The organism is Pseudomonas sp. MWU349, assembly GCF_017947325.1.
GTDB classification, from domain to species: domain Bacteria; phylum Pseudomonadota; class Gammaproteobacteria; order Pseudomonadales; family Pseudomonadaceae; genus Aquipseudomonas; species Aquipseudomonas protegens.
Genome location: NZ_JAFEVP010000001.1, coordinates 631219 through 650102, shown reverse-complemented (window position 1 = coordinate 650102; position 18884 = coordinate 631219). Strand labels below are relative to the sequence as shown.

The following is an 18884-nucleotide window of genomic DNA, read 5'->3' as shown; positions in this document are numbered from 1 at the left end:
CTGATGTTTTTTAAGCAAAAAGCGGCCCTGGACCTGAAAGATCAGGCCCCTGGAATGAGCTGGAAACCGCCGTCAGGGTTGGCGGGAATGAAGAGTCGCCGGCGGTCCTGCGGCGCTGTCGAGCAAGGGGTCGTCCATGGAGGGCTGTCGCGCCTGGAAATGAGAGTGATTATTAATAAGCAATTTGCCGGACCCGGCAATCGGCAGGACATTCGTTTGCGCGGCTTTTTCTTTTGATTGCGCGGCGCGCCCCGGAAAGAGCGCGGCAGGACGGTGCTCGAAGGCTAAAGGATAATCATTCTTAATTACAGAAAGGCAATTTCCTGATAGCGTATGGCCTCTTTTCCGGTCTACAGGGAGTTCGCCATGCTCAGCCCCAACGCTGCGCCGCAGCCTGTCAAAAGGGATACCACCCTGCACTTTCCCAACCCGCAGCACACCGGGTCGGCCGCTGTAGTCCCGGAGGTCACCCTCTCCACCGGGACCGTGCTGATGGACAGCCAGATGTGGATGCAGGAGCCGCTCTGGGAAGGCCTGAAAATCATCCTGGTGCTCAGCGGCCAGCTCAATTGCCGGGTCGAAGGCCAGCCCGAAGTGGAGATCCGCGGGCCGACCCTGTGCGCCGTGGCCAACCAGGGCGAGCACTGCGGCGACCACCTGTTCGCCAGCGGCGTGCCGGTGCGCTACACCACGGTGCAGCTGGACTTCCCCTCGATCCGCAATGTCGGCCTGGAACCCGAGCGCCTGCTCGATCAGCGCGGCGGCGGCCCGATGCTGTTCTGCCAGCCGGCGAGCAAACCGCTGCTGGCCCTGGCGCAACAGATCTTCACCTGCCCGCTGCAGGGCCCGACCCGCTCCTTCTACCTGGGCGGCAAGGCCCTGGAACTCACCGCCCTGGGGGTCGAGGGGATTCTCGCCCAGGCCGAATCCAGGCCACAGCAGGACAGCCCATGCAGCTCGGCGGACATCGAGCGCATCCATGCCGCCCGCGACCTGCTGCTCAACTCATTGCAGGATTCGCCTTCGCTGTCGGAGCTGTCGCGCCAGGTGGGCCTGAACCCGCGCAAGCTCACCGCCGGTTTCCGTCAGGTGTTTGGCACCAGCGTCTATGCCTACCTGCAGGAGCAGCGCCTGGGCGAGGCCTATCGCTTGCTGGCCAGTGGCGAGACCAATGTCTCCAGCGCGGCTTATCGGGTCGGCTATAGCCCGGCGCATTTCTCCACGGCCTTTCGCAAGCGCTTCGGGGTGTCGCCCAAGTCCTTGCGTTGAGCCCGCTCCTGCTCGAGCCTGCTCCATCCAAAGCTGCGCCTGGTGATCCGGGCGCCCTCCCCGCGCCGTACCGCAAACGAAAGAAATGGTCGCTCAAGCCAAAGTTTTAGCCCGCAACCCAAGCTCACAAATGAGATACGTTTGCATTCTCATTTAATCCCCATCACGGAGTGAAGCATGGGTAGCCGCGTTGCGCACCGAAACACCTCAGGTTGTCCCGTCAATTGTGTGGTCTCGCGTCCGGCTCTGGGCCGCAACCCGCTGGCGTGCCTGATCCACGGCCTGGCCCTGGGCCTCTCGCTGACCCAGGCCGGCGCCGCGCTGGCCGCCGATGGCGATACCGACCAGGACCACGCCCTGACCCTGGACACCAGCGTGATCAGTGCCACCCAGCCCGACTCCGCCACCGGGCCGCAGGCCGGTTACGTGGCCAAGCGCAGCCTCAGCGGAACCAAGACCGATGCCAGCCTGAGCGAAATTCCCCAGTCGATTTCCGTGATCACCCGTGACCAGATGGATGCCCAGCAGGTGCAGTCGGTGAACGAGGCGCTGCGCTACACCGCCGGGGTCCAGGCCAATACCACCGCCGCCAGCCAGCGCTTCGACACCCTCTCGATCCGCGGTTTCGACGTCACCACCGGCATGCTCCGCGATGGCCTCAAGGGCAATACCGCCCAGGCCTGGCCCAAGGTCGAAGCCTATGGCCTGGAGCGCATCGATGTGCTCAAGGGCCCGGCCTCGGTGCTGTTCGGGCAGAACTCGCCGGGGGGCGTGGTCAACCAGATCAGCAAGCGCCCGCTGGACAAGCCCTTCCATGAAGTGCAGATCCAGGGGGGCAGCTTCGACCGAGCCCAGGGCCAGTTCGACTTCAGCGGCCCGCTGGACGATGAAGGGCAGTTTCTCTATCGCCTGGTGGGTCTGGAGCGCGACAGCGGCACCCAGTTCGATCACATCAAGGACGACAAACAGTACTTCGCGCCCTCCTTCACCTGGAAGCCCAACGACGACACCAGCCTGACCCTCCTGGCCGACTACACCCAGGACACGTTCGGCGCGCCGCGGGTGTTCCTGCCGGCCCAGGGCACCTTGCTTGGCAACCCCAATGGCAAGGTCAGGCACAACGTCTTCCTCGATGAACCGGGGCTGGACAACGACCGCACCCAGTACTCCCTGGGCTACCTGCTGGAGCACCGCCTGAATGACGTCTGGAGCCTCAATTCCAGCGCCCGCTACGGCCACGTCAACCTGCTGACCAACACTGCCAGCGGTAGAGCCCTGGAGCCCGATCTGCGCACATTGAAACGCGATGCCTATCGCTTTCGCATCGTCGGCGACACCTACTCCCTGGACAACAATGCCCAGGCCCGCTGGAACCTGGGCAGCACGCAAATGGTGTCGCTTTTGGGGATCGACTACCGGCGCACCCGCGAGGACTACTACCTGCGCGGCGGCGCGGCTTCGCCCATCGACATCTATAACCCGGTGCACGGCGGCGTGTTCGACCCCAGCACGCCGTTCACCAACACCGTGCAGCGCGCCGATCAGGTCGGGGTCTACGCCCAGCAGCAGTTCACCTTCGATGAGCATTGGGTGCTCACCGTCGGCGGACGCCAGGACCGCTCCAGCGCCCGTACCGATAACCGCATGAACGACAGCGGCAGCAAGCAGGACGACGAAAAGTTCACCTACCGCACCGGGCTGGTGTACCTGGCGGACAACGGCCTGGCGCCCTACATCAGCTACTCCACGTCCTTCGACCCGGTGCTGGGCACCAACTTCTACGGCACGCCGTACAAGCCCACCAGCGCCAAGCAATCGGAAGTGGGGGTCAAGTACCAGCCACCGGGCATCGACAGCTACATCACCCTGTCGCTGTTCGACCTGACCCAGGAAAACGTCAAGACCGCCGATCCCGCCAACCCGTTGAATACCCTGCAGACCGGCGAAGTGAACGTGCGCGGCGTCGAGCTCGAAGGCAAGGCCAGCCTGGCCCGGGGCCTGGACCTGCTGGCGGCGCTGACCTACAACGACGCCGAGGTGAGCAAGAGCAACAACCCGCTGGAGAAGGGCAAACGCCCCACCGACACCCCGGAAAAAATGGCCTCGCTGTGGGCCGACTACACCTCGCCCGAAGGCCCCCTCAGCGGCCTGGGCTTTGGCGCCGGGGTGCGTTACATCGGCTCCACCGAGGCCGATGCCGCCAACACCCAGCGCGTGCCCTCCTACACCTTGCTGGACGCGGCGGTGCACTACGACTTCGACAAGCTGATCCCGGCGGCCAAGGGCCTGCGCCTGGCGGTGAATGCCACCAACCTCACCGACAAGCGCTATTACGAAGGCTGCTCACTGACCAATTGCAGCGCCGGTTATGACCGCAGTGTCATCGCCAGCCTGCGCTATCGCTGGTAAGCCGCCGATGCTGTCCATGCGTGATCTCTGGCTCAGGCTGCACCGCTGGCTGGCCCTGTGCCTGGGGCTGTTCCTCGCGCTGCTGGGCCTCAGTGGTTCGCTGCTGGAACTCAAGGGGCCGATCCTGCGCTGGGAGGTCGGTGCGCAGATGCTGCAACTGGCCCCTGGCGAGCATGGCACGCGGCTGCAACAGGACGCCTGGATCAGGGCCGCCTCCGACGCCTACCCACAATTGCACAAGGTCTTCGGCGCAGCCCCACCGCGCCAGGGCTTTCTCGAATCGGACAATGTGATCGTCTTCGGTGCCCTCAAGGAGCGTCCCGGCACCGGCATCGCCATGATCGATCCTTATAGCGGCGAACCCCGGGGCTTCTTCGTCTTCGAGGACCTGTGGCTGGCCAAGCTGGTGGCGCTGCACCGCAACCTGCTGCTGCCGCCAGCCTGGGGGTCGAACCTGGTGCTGCTCTGTGGCCTGGCGCTGCTGGGCTCCCTGGGCAGTGGCCTGTACCTGTGGTGGCCGGGCCGGCGCAGCTGGTGGAAGGCCGCCAGCCTGCGTCCCGGCAGCCGGGGCAACCGGCGCCTGCGGGAATGGCACAACGTGGCGGCGGCCTGGCTGTGCCTGCCGCTGCTGCTGATTGCCGGCAGCGGTGCCTGGCTGGCACGCCCCGACCTCTTCACCTGGCCCGGCGCCCAGCCGATGGTGATCAAGCCGCTGTTTTCCGCGGCCCATGGCCACTTGCTGCTGGGCACCCCCGGCGCCTGGCTGGCTTTTCTCTGTGGCATTTCGTTACCCCTGCTGTACCTCACCGGCCTGCTGCTGTGGTGGCGCAAGCGCGCTGCCCGCCGGGCCGTCCAATCGTTCAAGGAAACTAGCCATGACACACCGTGATTTCTTGCGCCGGGCCCAGCGCGGGCTCTTGCTCGGCCTGCTGCCCCTGGGCCTGCTATGGGCCGCCACGGCCAGCGCCGCAACCCTCACCGATCTGGCCGGGCGCCAGGTCCAGGTGCCGGAGAAGGTCGAGCACATCCTGCTCGGTGAAGGCCGGATGATCTATTCCCTGTCGCTGCTCGAAGGCCAGAACCTGTTCGCCCGTCTCGCCGGTTGGCAAGGGGACTTTCGCGGCCTTGATGTGCAGGGCTACGAGGCCTATCACAAGGTCTTCCCCCAGGCCGACAAGGTGCCGCTGGTGGGCGGCACCTCGGCCGAGACCTTCAGCGTCGAAAAGGCCCTGGCGGTGCAGCCGGACCTGGCGATCATGGCCCTGAGCGGCGGCCATGGGCCCGGCCCGGACAGCGAAGCGGTGAAACAGCTGGAGGCCGCCGGGGTGGCGGTGATCTTCGTCGACTTCAGCGACCATCCCCTGGGCAACACCGTGCCCAGCATGCGCCTGCTGGGCCAGGCCCTGGGCCGTGAGCAGCGGGCCGAGGAATTCATTGCCTTCTATCAGCAGTCCCTGGCCCGGGTCAGCGATACCCTGGCCAAGGCCGGCAAGATCAAGCAGCCGAAGATCTTCGTCGACATGCTCGCCGGGTTGCAGGATTGCTGCGGTTCCCCGGGCACCGGCAACTTCGGCGAAATGATCAAGCTGGCGGGTGGGCGCAACATTGCCGACGGGCGCATACCCGGCCCCATTGGTGTGCTCAACGTGGAGTACATCCTCTCCAGCGACCCGGACGTCTACGTGGCCACCGGGGTCTTCGCCGCCGGCCAGGGCGGCGTAACCCTGGGTTATTCCGCCACCTTGCAACAGGCCCGGGACAGCCTGCGCCAGGCCGCCAACCGCCCGCCGCTGAATGAACTGCGGGCGGTGCGCGAAGGCAATGTGCACGGCTTGTGGCACATCTTCTATGACTCGCCGGAACACCTGATCGCGGTCCAGGCCCTGGCCAAGTGGCTGCACCCGCAGCTGTTCAAGGACCTGGACCCGGACCAGACCCGCCGCGAGCTGTACCAGCGCTTCATGCCGATTCCCGCCAGCGGCGTGTTCGCCACGAGCCTGAAACCATGACCCAGGCTGCCACCGACGTGGCGGACAGCCTTGTCGCCAGCCATTACCAGAGGCGCCACGGGCGCCGAGTGCTGCTGTTGGGCGGGCTGGCCCTGGCCCTGCTGCTGTCCCTGGCCCTGGACATCACCACCGGGCCTTCCGGGATGAGCCTGTCGCGCCTGCTGCAGGTGCTCTGGGACCCGGGCTCGATGCCCCGGGTGGAAGCGGTGATCGTGTGGAACGTGCGCCTGCCCTACGCCCTGATGGCGGTGCTGGTGGGGGCCGCCCTGGCCCTGGCCGGCGCCGAGATGCAGACCGTGCTCGACAACCCCCTGGCCAGCCCCTTCACCCTCGGTGTATCCGCCGCCGCGGCGTTCGGCGCAGCCCTGGCCATCGTCCTCGGCCTGGGCCTTCCCGGGGTGCCGGCGCAATACCTGATCTCGGCCAACGCCTTCCTCTTCGCCCTGGCCTCGGTGGCCCTGCTGTACCTGCTGGCGCGCTGGCGCGGCTTCGGTGTGGAGAGCCTGGTGCTGTTCGGCATCGCCCTGGTGTTCGCCTTCAACGCCCTGGTGGCGCTGCTGCAATTCGTCGCCACCCAGGACAGCCTGCAGCAACTGGTGTTCTGGACCCTGGGCAGCCTGGCCCGCGCCTCCTGGGAAAAGCTCGCGGTACTGGCCCTGGCGTTGCTGCTGTGCCTGCCCTTCTCCCTGCGCCAGAGCTGGGCCCTCACCGCCCTGACCCTGGGCGAGGAACGGGCCCGCAGCTTCGGCATCGACGTTGGCCGCCTGCGCCTGCTGTCACTGTTGCGCATCAGCCTGCTGTCGGCCCTGGCGGTGTCCTTTGTCGGCACCATCGGCTTTATCGGCCTGATCGCCCCGCACATCGCCCGCCTGCTGGTGGGCGAAGACCATCGGCTGTTCCTGCCGGCCAGCGTACTCAGCGGCGGGCTGATCCTGTCCATGGCCTCCATCGCCAGCAAGGCGCTGATCCCCGGGGTGCTGATTCCGGTGGGTATCGTCACCGCCCTGGTGGGCATTCCCTTCTTCATGGCCATCGTCATGCGCAACCGTCGAGGTGTCCTGTGAAGCCGCCTGTGTCCTCCAACGCCGGCCTGTGCACCGCCGGCCTGAACATGCACTACGGCAACCGCCAGGTGCTGTGCGACGTGGCCCTGCCGCCCCTGGCCGGGGGCAGCGTGACCGCGCTGATCGGCCCCAACGCGGCGGGCAAGTCGACCCTGCTGCGGGGCATCGCCGGGTTGCAGAAAACCACCGGGCAAGTGCTGCTCGATGGCACCGATCTGAACCGCCTGCCCCAGGTGGAGCGGGCGCAGCACATCGTCTACCTGCCCCAGAGCCTGCCGGAACGCACCCGCCTGTGCGCCTTCGAAGCGGTGCTCAGCGCGGCCATGGCCGGGCATCGCGCTGGCGGTTTCGCCCCTGGCCGGCCCAGCGCGGCGGTGTTGCACGGGGTCGAACAAGTGCTGCAGGACCTGGACCTCACCGCCTTGGCCGACCGCCCGATCGACGCCCTCTCCGGTGGCCAGCGCCAACTGGTGGGCCTGGCCCAGGCCCTGGTGCGCCAGCCCCGGGTGCTGCTGCTGGACGAACCCACCAGCGCCCTGGACCTGTACCACCAGTGCCAGGTCGTGGAAGCCATCACCCGAGCCACCCGCGAGCGCCAGTTGATCACCCTGGTGGTGGTCCACGACATCAACCTGGCCCTGGGTTTCAGCCAGCAGGTGGTGGTGCTGCACCATGGCCGCCTGGCCGCCGCCGGGCCGGCCCTGGAGGTGATCAACCCACAACTGCTGCGCGACGTCTATGGCGTCGACGCCAGCCTGGAACAGGTACGCGGTCGACCGCTGGTGATGGTCGACGGTCGCCTGCCCTCTCACTCAGCCCTGGGATAATCCATGACCCACGCTCAACAGTTGCCCCTCGACACCCTGGACACGCCCCAGGCCGCCCCGGCCTTCGACCTGCGCCCGCTGCTGGTGGCCAACCTGGCCTGCACCATGGCGATGATGGCGTTCGTTTCGCTGATCGGCCCCATTGCGCGGATTCTCGGCCTGGCCACCTGGCAGGCGGGGATGGCGGTGACCGTCTCCGGGGTGATCTGGATGCTCCTGGCCCGCCCCTGGGGCCGGGCCAGTGACCGCCTCGGTCGGCGGCGCATCCTGCTGCTGGGCACCGGCGGCTTCACCCTGGCCTTTCTCGCCCTCAGCCTGTTTATCGATGTGGCGCTGCACGCCCTACCTTCGGCGCTGCTGGCGTTTGCCGGGTTGCTGCTGGGCCGCGGCCTGATCGGGGTGTTCTATGCGGCAATTCCGGTGGGCGGCTATGCGCTGATCGCCGACAACATCGAACCCGAGCATCGCGCCCGGGCCATGGCGTCCCTGGGGGCGGCCAACGCCTGCGGGCTGGTCCTGGGGCCGGCGCTTGCTGCATTGCTGGCGCGCCACAGTCTGAGCCTGCCGTTCTATGTGCTGGCGGTGCTGCCGCTGCTGGGGTTTGCCTTCCTCAAGGCACGGCTGCCGCGCCAGGAACTGCACCTCAAGCAGCCGCCCAAGCCGGTGAGCCTGGGCGACCCGCGCCTGCGCCGGCCGCTGGTGGTGGCGTTCGTCTCGATGCTGTGCGTGGCCATGGCGCAAATCACCGTGGGCTTCTTCGCCCTCGACCGCCTGGGCATGAGCCCGGCCGACGCGGCGCAGACCGCCGGCATTTCCCTGACCCTGGTGGGGGTGGCGCTGATCGCCTCGCAACTGGTGGTGCGCAAACTGGAATGGCCGCCGCTGCGGATGATCCGCATCGGCGCCCTGGTAGCGGCGCTGGGCTTCGTCACCAGCATTCTCGCGGCCCAGGCCTGGGTGCTGTGGCTGGGGTTCTTTGTTTCGGCCGCCGGCATGGGCTGGATCTTCCCCTCCTTCGCCGCCCTGGCCAGCAACTCGGTGGAGGCCGCCGAACAGGGCGCCACGGCCGGCTCCATCGGCGCGGCCCAGGGCCTGGGGGTAGTGGTCGGGCCCCTGGCCGGGACCCTGATCTACGGGCTGGAGCCACGCCTGCCCTACCTGCTGGCGGCGCTGCTGCTCGTACTGGTGGCCTGCTGGCCCGTAGCCCGACGCCGGTAACCTTCGGGCGAACGACGCGCATTGTCGAAACCCTGCGGCCCTGTCGCCGCTGCCGGCCTGCGGCAGCGGCTACACGCTGGTGCGGCTCATGCGGCCCAGGGCCAGGCTATACAGCAGCAAGGCCAGGGTCGCCAGGGCGCCACCCGCCAGGCCGACATAGGCAAAGCCCAGTTGCCCGCCGACCCAACTGCCCAGCAGCGCACCGCCGCCAATACCGATGTTGTAGATCCCGGAGAACATCGCCATCGCCACGTCGGTGGCATCCGGCGCCAGTACCAGCACCTTGGATTGCAGAGCCAGGCCGAAGCCCATGATCGCCATGCCCCAGAACACACTCAGGGCCACCAACGACCAGACGTGGCCATTGAGCGGCAACAGCAGGCTCAGGCACAGCGCCAGCAGCGCCACCGCGGTCAGTAGAAACCCCTGGGGGCTGTGGCGGTGCAGCCAGCTGAACAGCAGCGAGCCGATGATCCCGGCGCCGCCGAACACCAGCAGGACCAGGGTCACCACCTCGCCCCCCAGGCCCGCCGCCACCTTGATAAAGGGCTCGATGTAGCTGTAGGCGGTGAACTGCGCCGTCACCACCAGGGCGGTAAGCACATAGATCGCCACCAGCGCCGGGCGCTTGAACAGCAGCGGCAGGCTGCGCAAGGAACCGGAGTTCTGGCTCGGCAGCAGCGGCAAGGTGCGCATCAGCCACAGCACCAGCAAGCCGGCCATGGCCGCGATCACGGCGAACGTGGTGCGCCAGCCCAGGGCCTCGCCCAGCAAGCGGCCCAGGGGAATGCCCAGGACCATGGCCAGTGAGGTGCCCGTGGCCAGCAGCCCGAGAGCCTGCACCTGCTTGCCCGGCGGCGCCAGGCGCACCGCCAGGGACGCGGTGATGGACCAGAACAGTGCATGGGCCAGGGCCACGCCGATGCGGCTGAACATCAGCAGGCCGAAGTTGCTGGCCAGGCTGGAGAACACATGGCTGACGATAAACAGCCCGAACAGCACCGTGAGCAGCCGGCGCCGCTCGATGTTGCGGGTCAGCAGCATCACCGGCAGCGAGGTCAGGGACACGATCCAGGCGTAGATGGTGAGCATCAGCCCGACCCGCTCGGTGGGCAGGTCGAAGCTGGCGCCGATGGCGCTGAGCAGGCCCACCGGTACGAACTCGGTGGTGTTGAAGACAAAGGCCGCCAACGCCAGCGCGATGACCGGCTGCCAGTTGCCTTGGGGTGTCGCCGCGGAATCACTCATGGGGGGGCGTCATACTCTTTCGATGATGGAACGGGTCCGGGACCCGCTGAAAAAATGCACAACCCGGGCCAGCGTTGCTGCTCCCGGATTGCGGGCAAAGGCTCCCAGGCGGAGCCAGGGTGCAGCCCCGCTTCAATTCCCTTGGGCGGTTTGCGCAAAGACCTGCATGGCCAGCGCCACGCCCTGCAGCAGGCGCGCCGCGCTGACGCCGTCGCGGGCTTGCACCGACAGCCCGTGGAGCACCGTAGAGTAATAATCGCCCAGTGAAGTTGCATCGATGTGGCCGGGCAGTTCACCCGCCTGCTGCGCGGCTTCCAGGCGCTGGATAATGCTTGCGGTACGCGCCCGGCGATGTTCGGCCAGCCACTCGCGCACGCTGTCGTTGTCGCTTGAGCAGTTCACCGCCGAGGCCACCACCATGCAGCCACGGGGGCCGTCGGCCCGGGTGTAGAGTGCCACCGCTTCTTGCAGCATGCGCTCGATGGCGACGTAGGCACAGGGCTCTTGCAGGGCCAGGTCGGCGAAACCGCCTTCCTGGCTTTCGTACAGCTCGATGGCCTCGCGAAACAACGCCTCCTTGGAGCCGAAGGCGGCATAGATGCGCGCCGAGGCGATGCCCAAGGCGGCCACCAGGTCGGCCATGGAGGTGGTTTCGAAACCACGGCGCCAGAACAGTTCGAGCGCCTGGCGCAGTGCCTGGTGACGGTCGAATTCGCGGGGTCTTCCAGCCATGGGGGTCGGGTATCTCGTCGGGACAGGGAAGGCGTTCGGTTGAGCCCGAACAGCCGGTTGGCGCAGGGCGCCGGGACGAAATGATATTAGATTTGCGCCAGCCGCGGCCAATTTCCGTGGCCGCGGCCTTGCCTGCGCCCGGCCTCAGTCACGGCCCTCCTGCAGAAACGGCAGCAGCAGCGCGAGAAACTCCTCCGGTGCCTCTTCCATGATGAAGTGCCCGCAGTCCTGGACAATGGCCCCGCGCAGGTCATTGGCATGGCCCTGCAGGGTCAGCAGAGGTGCATCGTTGGTGGCGTGCTCGGCACCAATGGCCAGCACCGGCATGGTCAGCGGCCGCTGCGCGCGCAACTGATTCTGGCGCACCGTCTCGGGGATCGCCCGGTAATAGGCGAAGCCTGCGCGCAACCCGCCCGGGGCAGCGTAGGCCTCGATGTAGACTTCGGCGGCCACCGCCTCGCGGCGATGGGACCAGTGGTCGAAGATGTAATTCAGGTAGGCCCGCTCGCGCCCGGCGATCAAGGCTTCCGGCAAATCCCGCAGCTGGTTGAACATGAAGTGCCAGAGAAAGATGTTCTGCTCCGGCGCGACGAAAATCGGTGGTGCATCCGCCAGCCCGGGAATCACCGCCTCGGTCAGCGCCAGGCGCTCCACCGCCTGGGGATGGTCGCTGGCCAGGGCGTAGGCGATCCACATGCCGACGTCGTGGCCGACCACGCTGTAGCGCTCGAAACCCAACTGCCCCATCACCTGGTGCAGCACCCCGGCCACATGGCCGGTGTCGTAGCCGTGCTCCGGGCGGTCGGACTGGCCGCTGCCCGGCGGGTCCACGGCAATGGCCTGGAAGCCTTGGGCAGCCAGGGCCTGGATCACCTGACGCCAGGCGTACCAGGTCTGCGGCCAGCCGGGAATCAGCAGCACCGGCCGGCCCGTGCCGGCGATGACACAGTGGATGCGCTGGCCATCGACGCGCACATAGCGGTGAGCCAGGTCGAGGCTGTCGGCCTGGAGGGTGTCAATCAAAGCGTTCATGGTGTGTTCTCGCTGAGGGGTCAGGCAATGCCGAGCATGGCGTTGATCTGTTGGCGGTCGATCTGCGCGCCGGCGAAGTCATCGAAGATGCGCTGGGTGACCTGGATCATGTGCTGGTTGATGAAGGCCACCCCTTCCCGGGCACCGTCTTCCTGGTCCTTGAGGCAGCACTCCCATTCCAGGGTCGCCCAGCCCGGGTAGTCGTATTGCGCCAGCTTGGAAAAGATCCCCTTGAAGTCCACCTGGCCATCGCCCAGGGAACGGAAGCGCCCGGCGCGCTCGACCCAGGCGCTGTAGCCGCCGTAGATGCCCTGGCGGCCGCTGGGATTGAACTCGGCATCCTTGACGTGAAACATGCGGATGCGCTCGTGGTAGATGTCCAGGTAACTCAGGTAGTCCAGCTGTTGCAGCACGAAGTGGCTGGGGTCGAAGAGGATGTTGCAACGCGGGTGATGGTCCACCAATTCATAGAAGCGTTCGAAGCTGGTGCCGTCGTGCAGGTCCTCGCTGGGGTGGATCTCGTAGCACAGGTTGACCCCCTGCTCGTCGCAGGCATCGAGGATCGGCCGCCAGCGCCGCACCAGCTCGTCGAACGCCGTCTCGATCAGGCCCTCGGGGCGCTGGGGAAAGGGAAACAGATAAGGCCAGGCCAGGGACCCGGAAAAGGTGCCCAGCTCACTCAACCCCAGGCGTCGCGAAGCCTTGGCCGCCAGCTTCATCTGTTCTATGGCCCAAGCCGTTCTGGCTTGCGGATTGCCGCGCAGCGCTGGCGGCGCGAAGTTGTCGCACATCGCATCGTAGGCCGGGTGCACCGCCACCAGCTGGCCGAAGATATGGCTGGTCAGCTCGCTGATCTGCAGGCCCTGCTGCGCCAGCTGGCCCTTGAGTTCATCGCAGTAGTCCTGGCTCTCGGCCGCCGTGGCGACGTCGAACAACCGCGCATCCCAGGCAGGGATCTGCAGCGCCTTGAAACCCAGGTCGGCGGCCCATTGGGCAATCGCCGGCAAATTGTGGAACGGCGCCGTCTCGGCGCTGAATTGCGCCAGATGCAGGCTGGGACCCTTGAGGGTTTTCATCGAACTGCTCCCTATTCTTTGTTGGTCGACAAAGAATAGGGATGCGCTCTGATCGCGTCAATCATCGCCGTGCAGAAAAGTGCTTGGAGACGAGCTGATCACCTGTAGGAGCTGGCTTGCCAGCGAAGGCGTCGGCAAAAAAAAACCGCGATCAAGATCGCGGGTCCGCTCTGCATCACCGCAGAATCACGGCCGACGGTACACCTCGCGCCCGGCAAAATAGGTCGTCAGTACCTGGGTATCCGCCAGTTGCTCCTGGGGTACCTGGAACACATCGCGGTCAAGAACGATCAGGTCGGCCTGCTTGCCCGGGGCCAGGCTGCCGATCTGCTGCTCCAGGCCAATGGCCCGCGCGGCGTTGCGGGTGTAGGCGTAGAACATGGTTTCCCGGTCGATGCCTTCGTCCTTGTTCAACACACCCTTGGGGCCCTTGCGGCTGATGGCCTGGGCGATGGCCTTCCAGGGTTCCGGGGTGCTCACCGGCCAGTCGCTGGCCCCGGCGATGGTGGCGCCGTTCTTCAGCAGCGAGCGTGCCGGGTACATGAACTGGAACTGCATGGCGCTGATGTAGGGCTGGAGCAAATCGATGCTCAGCTCATCGGCGGCGGCCCAGTACAGCTGCATGGAGGCAATCACGTCCAGTGGCTTGAAGCGGGCGAACTCCTTGGGGTTGACCATCTGCAAGTGGGTGATGGAGTGCACCACCCCACTCTGGCGATCACGTCGCGCCTGCTCGATGCCGTTGAGGGATTCGCGCACCGCGCGGTCGCCAATGGCATGCACATGCACCAGCCAGCCACGGGCATCGGCGGCGCTGACCAGCTCGCCGAAATGCGCCGGGTCGATCAGCAGTTCGCCGTCCTTCTTCGAGTTCTTGTAGGGGGTCAGCAGCGAAGCGGTCTGCGCCGGAAACTCGGCGACACCGTCGGCGAAGATCTTGATCCCCGGCAGGCTCAGGTTCGGCACCCCGAGGAACTGCTGGCGCACCTGCTCCAGCACTTGCAGGTCCGCCGGGCGGCTCTTGGGATTGGCCACCATCAGGGCCGCGACTCGCTGGGTCAGCTCGCCCTTCTGCGCCAGCGCCTTGTACACCGGCAGCACACCGACGGTCTGGGCCGTGGGATGCATGGCGAACAGCGCATCGCCCGGGGTGGCGTTGGCCGCCGGGTCCATCAGCGCGGTGATGCCCAGGCTCAGGTTGAGGTCGCGGGCGGCGCGCCCGGCGTCGAGCAACTGCTCGAAGCTCGGCGGCGGCAGTTGCGAGGTCAGGGCCGAGAGCCCGGCATCGGCGACAAAACCGTTGGGGCTGCTGTCCGGGTGATGGCCGATGGTGGCCTGGGCCTCGCCCTGCAGCGCCTTGACCCGCGCGGCGTCTATGCCGCCGCGCTTGAGCATGGCGCGGTTGGCCCAGCCGGTGTGGTAGTCCCAGCCAACGAACAGAATCGGTACATCGGCCCATTCGCCCTGGTTGAAGCGCTGTTCCAGGGCGTCCACCTGGCTCCAGTAGGTCGAGGGAAAACCGCTGACGCTGAGGATCTCGCCATGCCGCGCCTTGCCGTCATCGCGCCAGCCGCGCAGGCGCTGTTCCAGCTCGTCCAGGGGCAGTTGCTGGCTTTCCAGGTCAGCGGCCTTGAGCTTCAGGCCCCCGAAGATGGCATGGCTGTGGCTGTCGATGAACCCCGGCATCAGCACCTTGCCCTGCAGGTCGATGACCTGGGTGCCCGGGGCCTTCAGCGCCAGCACCTGGGCATCGCTGCCGACCATGACGATGCGCCCCTGCTCCACCGCCACCGCCTGTTGCAGGGGTTGGCCCTGCTCGGCGGTGAACACCTTGGCGTTGTGCAGCACCAGGTCCACCGCTGCCTGGCTGTGCAGCGAGACCAGGGCCAGGGCCGAGGCCAGCGTGATATTCAGCGTCTTTTTCATTGTTGTTCGCACCCTTGGCTCAGAATGCGCCAGAGACTAGCCAAGTCATCGGTGCTTAAGAATACTGCTTCGCGCAACCCATCCTTTCCAAAGAGGCAAGACTGCAATGGACCAGCTGGGCGCCATCACCATGTTCGTGACCACGGTCGATCAGGGCAGCTTCACCCGCGCCGCCGCGTGCCTGGGCAAGACCACCTCGGCCCTGACCAAGGCAGTGAGCCACCTGGAAAGCCAGCTCGGCACCCGCTTGCTGGAGCGCTCCACACGCCGGATCGCCCTCACCGAGGCCGGACATATCTACCTGGCCAGCGCCCGGCAGGTATTGCGCCAACTGCAACAGGCCGGGGAAGACATCGAGCGCCTGCAGCAGGAAATGTGCGGCACCCTGCGCCTGGTGGCGCCGCCCTCCTTCGCCCCGGCCTTTCTCAATGGCGCCTGCTACGGCTTTCTTGAGCAGTACCCGCAGATGCGCCTGGACGTGGAGCTCACCGACGAATTCGTCGACTTGCAAAGTGGCGGCTATGACCTGGCGGTGCGCGACGGGCCGGTGGAACTGCCGGACCTGATCGCCCGCCCGCTGACGGCCAACCGCATCCTGCTCTGCGCCAGCCCGCGCTATCTGCAGCGCCAGCCCTTGCCGGTGACCCCGGCGCATTTTGCCGAGCATGACTGGCTGATCTTCCGTCACCCGGCACTGAACCCGCATTTCTGGCGCTTCACCTTGAATGGCGAGCAGCAGCGCGTGCCCCAGCCGGTGCCGCGGCTGGCCAGTGACAATTACGATTTCCTGTTCGGTGCCCTACTGGCCGGGCTGGGCCTGCAACTGTGCCCGCAGTGGAGCGCCGCGCCCTACCTGCGTCGCGGCGAGCTGGTGCAACTGCTGCCCGAGGCGCAGCTGGACCCGGAGCAGTTCGGCCCGAGGATCCATGTGATCTACCCCGCCCACAGGCGCCAGACCCGCAAGCACCAGGCCTTCATCCAATGCCTGAACCGCTACCTGGACGAGCAGCAATTGCATTGATGGACCAGCTCCCGGCCCATCTGGCGCTGGCGGCCCTGTCGAGTACCGCCGCGGCCACCAGGGGTCGGATTGCCCCAGAGCCCCGGCACACCCTCAACCAGTGGTTTGGCCGGGCGATGAATACTGGGGCAAATAGGCTTTTGCGATTGAGTGAATATCACATCATGAATGTGACTAAAGACCTGGTGAAATCAATTCATTAGTACTCAATTAATAGCTCGACATAAGATGCGCCTCAATAATAGACAACATAAAGACTACCGAGTAAAAGCAGCCAGCAACAACACTGGAAAGCACTGAAAGCCAATAAACAAGTTCAGGACTTATCTCGGAAATCAGGATGCCAGATCACAATGAACAACGATTTCACATTCACCATCAAGAGCATTTGCTTCGACGAAGATTATCACCCGTCCGAAAATACGCGCATCACCACCAACTTTGCCAACTTGGCCAGGGGCAAGAGTCGCCAAGAGAACTTGCGCAATACCTTGAGGATGATTGACAACCGCTTCAATGCCTTGGCGCATTGGGATAACCCCAAGGGCGATCGTTATACCGTCGAGCTTGAAATCATCTCCGTGGAGATGGACATCGACCCTCAAAGCAGTGGCCATGCCATCCCCCTGATTGAAATATTGAAAACCAATATTTTCGATCGAAAGACCAACGAACGTTTTGATGGCGTTGTAGGAAACAACTTTTCCTCTTACGTACGGGACTACGACTTCAGCGTGCTGTTGCCGGAGCACAACAGGGAGCGACCAAAGTTCAGCATTCCGGAAAACTTTGGAGAGCTGCATGGAAAGCTATTCAAGCACTTCATCAACTCCAGCACTTACAAGGAAAACTTCAACAAGCCACCGGTGATCTGCCTGAGCGTTTCGAGCAGCAAGACCTACCATCGGACTGAAAACCAGCACCCTGTACTGGGCATTGAATACCAGCAGGACGAATATTCTCTAACAGATGAATACTTCAACAAGATGGGGTTGAAGGTTCGCTACTTCATGCCGTCCAACAGTGTTGCGCCTCTGGCTTTCTACTTTGCCGGCGATTTGCTCAGTGATTACACAAACCTGGAACTGATCAGCACCATCAGCACGATGGACACCTTCCAGAAGATCTACCGGCCAGAGATCTACAATGCCAACTCTGCAGCAGGCAAATCCTATCAACCGAGCCTGAAGCACCAGGACTATTCATTGACTCGAATTGTCTATGACCGAGAAGAACGCAGCCGCCTGGCGATTGAGCAAGGGCAGTTTGTCGAGAACAACTTCATCAAGCCATACCAGACCATTCTTGAGCAGTGGTCCGCCAATTACGCTCTTTGACTCATCAAAAATACAAGGTCACCCATGATGAAAAAGTTGTTACCCACTTCAACTGCCGGCAGCTTGCCTAAACCTTCCTGGCTTGCACAACCTGAAACACTCTGGTCGCCCTGGAAGTTGCAAGAGGAAGAACTGGTTGAAGGCAAGCAGGACGCCTTGCGCTTGTCACTGCAGGAACAACAGCAAGCAGGCATTGATATCGTCAGTGATGGCGAGCAGACACGTCAGCACTTTGTCACGACGTTCATCGAACACCTCAGCGGCGTTGATTTTGCAAAACGTGAAACCGTCAGGATTCGTGATCGCTATGATGCGAGCGTGCCCACGGTGGTGGGGGCTGTCAGTCGCCAGAAGCCGGTTTTCGTGGAAGATGCCAAGTTTCTGCGCCAGCAGACCGAGCAACCCATAAAGTGGGCTCTGCCAGGCCCGATGACGATGATCGACACGCTTTATGACAGCCATTACAAAAGCCGCGAAAAACTGGCCTGGGAATTCGCCAAGATCCTCAACCAGGAAGCCAGGGAGCTGGAGGCGGCCGGCGTGGATATCATCCAGTTTGATGAGCCCGCCTTTAACGTCTTCTTCGATGAAGTGAATGACTGGGGTGTGGCCACCCTGGAAAGAGCCATCGAAGGTCTTAAATGCGAAACGGCGGTACACATTTGCTATGGCTATGGCATCAAGGCCAATACGGACTGGAAAAAGACCCTGGGGTCAGAGTGGCGGCAATATGAAGAAGCGTTCCCCAAGCTGCAGAAATCCAGTATCGATATAGTCTCGCTGGAATGTCACAACTCTCATGTCCCAATGGATCTCATTGAACTCATCAGAGGCAAGAAGGTGATGGTCGGGGCCATTGATGTGGCCTCCAACACCATTGAAACACCCGAGGAAGTGGCCGACACCCTGCGCAAAGCATTGCAGTTCGTGGATGCCGACAAGCTCTATCCCTGCACCAACTGTGGCATGGCGCCCTTATCCCGTGGCGTGGCAAGGGGCAAGCTGAAGGCTTTGAGTGCCGGCGCAGAAATCATCCGAAGAGAACTCTCGAACCTGCGCTGAGCTAAGGCCGCAAGTGGTGTGCCAAAGGGGTGAAGCGGTGGATTGAAAAGCGACCGCTTTACCCGTCTGCGCGCTGTCGGACAGTACCCAATATTCAGGACCCGCCATGTCACTTCCCAGTACGGCTATCGAGCCAATGCGCTTTCGCGAAGCGCTCGGGCACTACGCATCCGGCATCACGGTGATTACCTCACAGGTTGATGGCGAGCCGCTCGGCTTTACGTGCCAGTCGTTCTATAGCGTGTCGATGAGCCCGCCGCTGGTGTCATTCAGCGTCATGTCCAGCTCGGCCAGCTATCCCAAGATTCGTCAGGCGGGCCGCTTCATGGTCAATATCCTGTCCGGCGAGCAGGTCAGGATTTCCAACCAGTTCGCAAGCAAAGGCACGGACAAGTGGCAGGGAGTTCAATGGCAGGAATCGCCGCTGGGCAACCCGATCATTGCCGGCAGCCTGCACTGGCTCGATTGTGAAATTCACGCCGAACACGTCGCAGGTGACCACCTGATCGTGATCGGTGAAGTCAAGGCGCTGAACCTGCAGCAAGCGACCGCTGCGCAGCCATTGCTGTATTTCAAAGGGCAATATTGCAACCTCGCGGCCCCGGGCGCGGTGTGAGCCCTGGCCGGCGTTCCTTCGCTGAGGGCCTGTTTCAG

17 protein-coding genes are annotated in these 18884 nt (G+C 64.4%); 12 read left to right on the top strand and 5 right to left on the bottom strand.

Annotated features, from left to right (window positions below; translation table 11 throughout):
• Positions 1-3: 3 nt before the first annotated feature.
• The 8 genes from KCG88_RS02815 (at position 4) to KCG88_RS02780 (ending at position 8796) form a co-directional block, all read left to right on the top strand.
• Positions 4-237 carry a hypothetical protein gene (locus KCG88_RS02815; protein ID WP_210711693.1) on the top strand — a complete coding sequence of 78 codons (234 nt, stop codon included), beginning with the start codon at positions 4-6 and terminating at the stop codon, positions 235-237.
• Between the two features lie 129 nt (positions 238-366).
• Positions 367-1269 (top strand): AraC family transcriptional regulator, encoded by a 903-nt coding sequence (locus tag KCG88_RS02810; RefSeq protein WP_210711692.1) that lies wholly within the window; start codon positions 367-369, stop codon positions 1267-1269.
• A 177-nt stretch (positions 1270-1446) separates the two neighbouring features.
• A complete protein-coding gene (locus KCG88_RS02805) occupies positions 1447-3678 on the top strand; it encodes a TonB-dependent siderophore receptor (protein WP_210711691.1) in 2232 nt (743 codons plus the stop codon).
• 16 nt (positions 3679-3694) lie between these two features.
• Positions 3695-4567: a PepSY-associated TM helix domain-containing protein gene (locus KCG88_RS02800; protein WP_246882539.1), complete on the top strand. Its 873-nt coding sequence runs from the start codon at positions 3695-3697 to the stop codon at positions 4565-4567.
• Complete coding sequence (locus KCG88_RS02795; protein WP_210711689.1) at positions 4554-5687, top strand: ABC transporter substrate-binding protein; 1134 nt, start codon at positions 4554-4556, stop codon at positions 5685-5687. The genes KCG88_RS02800 and KCG88_RS02795 overlap by 14 nt, the downstream gene beginning before the upstream one ends.
• Positions 5684-6751 (top strand): iron ABC transporter permease, encoded by a 1068-nt coding sequence (locus KCG88_RS02790; protein WP_210711688.1) that lies wholly within the window; start codon positions 5684-5686, stop codon positions 6749-6751. Before KCG88_RS02795 ends, KCG88_RS02790 begins: the two co-directional genes overlap by 4 nt.
• 8 nt (positions 6752-6759) lie before the next feature.
• Positions 6760-7578: an ABC transporter ATP-binding protein gene (locus KCG88_RS02785; RefSeq protein ID WP_241774745.1), complete on the top strand. Its 819-nt coding sequence runs from the start codon at positions 6760-6762 to the stop codon at positions 7576-7578.
• Positions 7579-7581: 3 nt separating this feature from the next.
• Complete coding sequence (locus KCG88_RS02780) at positions 7582-8796, top strand: MFS transporter (RefSeq protein WP_047287406.1); 1215 nt, start codon at positions 7582-7584, stop codon at positions 8794-8796.
• Between the two features lie 69 nt (positions 8797-8865).
• Here KCG88_RS02780 and KCG88_RS02775 read toward each other — a convergent pair whose 3' ends face one another.
• The 5 genes from KCG88_RS02775 to KCG88_RS02755 form a co-directional block, all read right to left on the bottom strand.
• The gene (locus tag KCG88_RS02775) at positions 8866-10044 is read right to left on the bottom strand and encodes a sugar transporter (RefSeq protein WP_047287408.1); all 1179 of its coding nucleotides are present in this window, start codon (positions 10042-10044) and stop codon (positions 8866-8868) included.
• A 132-nt stretch (positions 10045-10176) separates the two neighbouring features.
• A complete protein-coding gene (locus KCG88_RS02770; RefSeq protein ID WP_047337097.1) occupies positions 10177-10776 on the bottom strand; it encodes a TetR/AcrR family transcriptional regulator in 600 nt (199 codons plus the stop codon).
• Positions 10777-10920: 144 nt separating this feature from the next.
• On the bottom strand, positions 10921-11808 hold the full coding sequence (locus tag KCG88_RS02765; RefSeq protein ID WP_047287411.1) for an alpha/beta hydrolase: 888 nt from the start codon (positions 11806-11808) through the stop codon (positions 10921-10923).
• A gap of 20 nt (positions 11809-11828) precedes the next feature.
• Positions 11829-12884: a sugar phosphate isomerase/epimerase family protein gene (locus KCG88_RS02760; protein WP_210711687.1), complete on the bottom strand. Its 1056-nt coding sequence runs from the start codon at positions 12882-12884 to the stop codon at positions 11829-11831.
• 186 nt (positions 12885-13070) lie between these two features.
• Complete coding sequence (locus KCG88_RS02755; protein ID WP_047287416.1) at positions 13071-14810, bottom strand: amidohydrolase; 1740 nt, start codon at positions 14808-14810, stop codon at positions 13071-13073.
• A gap of 106 nt (positions 14811-14916) precedes the next feature.
• On the opposite strand from KCG88_RS02755, the gene KCG88_RS02750 reads away from it, so the two are divergent.
• From KCG88_RS02750 to KCG88_RS02735, 4 genes are all read left to right on the top strand, one after another.
• Positions 14917-15831, top strand: a complete 915-nt coding sequence (locus KCG88_RS02750; RefSeq protein WP_019094508.1) for a LysR family transcriptional regulator — start codon at positions 14917-14919, stop codon at positions 15829-15831.
• 353 nt (positions 15832-16184) lie between these two features.
• Positions 16185-17168 carry a DUF1852 domain-containing protein gene (locus KCG88_RS02745; RefSeq protein WP_210711686.1) on the top strand — a complete coding sequence of 328 codons (984 nt, stop codon included), beginning with the start codon at positions 16185-16187 and terminating at the stop codon, positions 17166-17168.
• Positions 17169-17195: 27 nt separating this feature from the next.
• Positions 17196-18230: a methionine synthase gene (locus KCG88_RS02740; RefSeq protein ID WP_026020140.1), complete on the top strand. Its 1035-nt coding sequence runs from the start codon at positions 17196-17198 to the stop codon at positions 18228-18230.
• Positions 18231-18336: 106 nt separating this feature from the next.
• On the top strand, positions 18337-18846 hold the full coding sequence (locus tag KCG88_RS02735; RefSeq protein ID WP_019094510.1) for a flavin reductase family protein: 510 nt from the start codon (positions 18337-18339) through the stop codon (positions 18844-18846).
• Positions 18847-18884 lie beyond the last annotated feature (38 nt).

Coding starts and splice junctions, on each gene's coding strand:
- KCG88_RS02765 (WP_047287411.1), bottom strand. CDS start 11,808: ATGAACGCTTTGATTGACACCCTCCAGGCCGACAGCCTCGACCTGGCT.
- KCG88_RS02740 (WP_026020140.1), top strand. CDS start 17,196: ATGAAAAAGTTGTTACCCACTTCAACTGCCGGCAGCTTGCCTAAACCT.
- KCG88_RS02775 (WP_047287408.1), bottom strand. CDS start 10,044: ATGAGTGATTCCGCGGCGACACCCCAAGGCAACTGGCAGCCGGTCATC.
- KCG88_RS02745 (WP_210711686.1), top strand. CDS start 16,185: ATGAACAACGATTTCACATTCACCATCAAGAGCATTTGCTTCGACGAA.
- KCG88_RS02735 (WP_019094510.1), top strand. CDS start 18,337: ATGTCACTTCCCAGTACGGCTATCGAGCCAATGCGCTTTCGCGAAGCG.
- KCG88_RS02770 (WP_047337097.1), bottom strand. CDS start 10,776: ATGGCTGGAAGACCCCGCGAATTCGACCGTCACCAGGCACTGCGCCAG.
- KCG88_RS02780 (WP_047287406.1), top strand. CDS start 7,582: ATGACCCACGCTCAACAGTTGCCCCTCGACACCCTGGACACGCCCCAG.
- KCG88_RS02805 (WP_210711691.1), top strand. CDS start 1,447: ATGGGTAGCCGCGTTGCGCACCGAAACACCTCAGGTTGTCCCGTCAAT.
- KCG88_RS02815 (WP_210711693.1), top strand. CDS start 4: ATGTTTTTTAAGCAAAAAGCGGCCCTGGACCTGAAAGATCAGGCCCCT.
- KCG88_RS02810 (WP_210711692.1), top strand. CDS start 367: ATGCTCAGCCCCAACGCTGCGCCGCAGCCTGTCAAAAGGGATACCACC.
- KCG88_RS02795 (WP_210711689.1), top strand. CDS start 4,554: ATGACACACCGTGATTTCTTGCGCCGGGCCCAGCGCGGGCTCTTGCTC.
- KCG88_RS02800 (WP_246882539.1), top strand. CDS start 3,695: ATGCGTGATCTCTGGCTCAGGCTGCACCGCTGGCTGGCCCTGTGCCTG.
- KCG88_RS02760 (WP_210711687.1), bottom strand. CDS start 12,884: ATGAAAACCCTCAAGGGTCCCAGCCTGCATCTGGCGCAATTCAGCGCC.
- KCG88_RS02755 (WP_047287416.1), bottom strand. CDS start 14,810: ATGAAAAAGACGCTGAATATCACGCTGGCCTCGGCCCTGGCCCTGGTC.
- KCG88_RS02790 (WP_210711688.1), top strand. CDS start 5,684: ATGACCCAGGCTGCCACCGACGTGGCGGACAGCCTTGTCGCCAGCCAT.
- KCG88_RS02750 (WP_019094508.1), top strand. CDS start 14,917: ATGGACCAGCTGGGCGCCATCACCATGTTCGTGACCACGGTCGATCAG.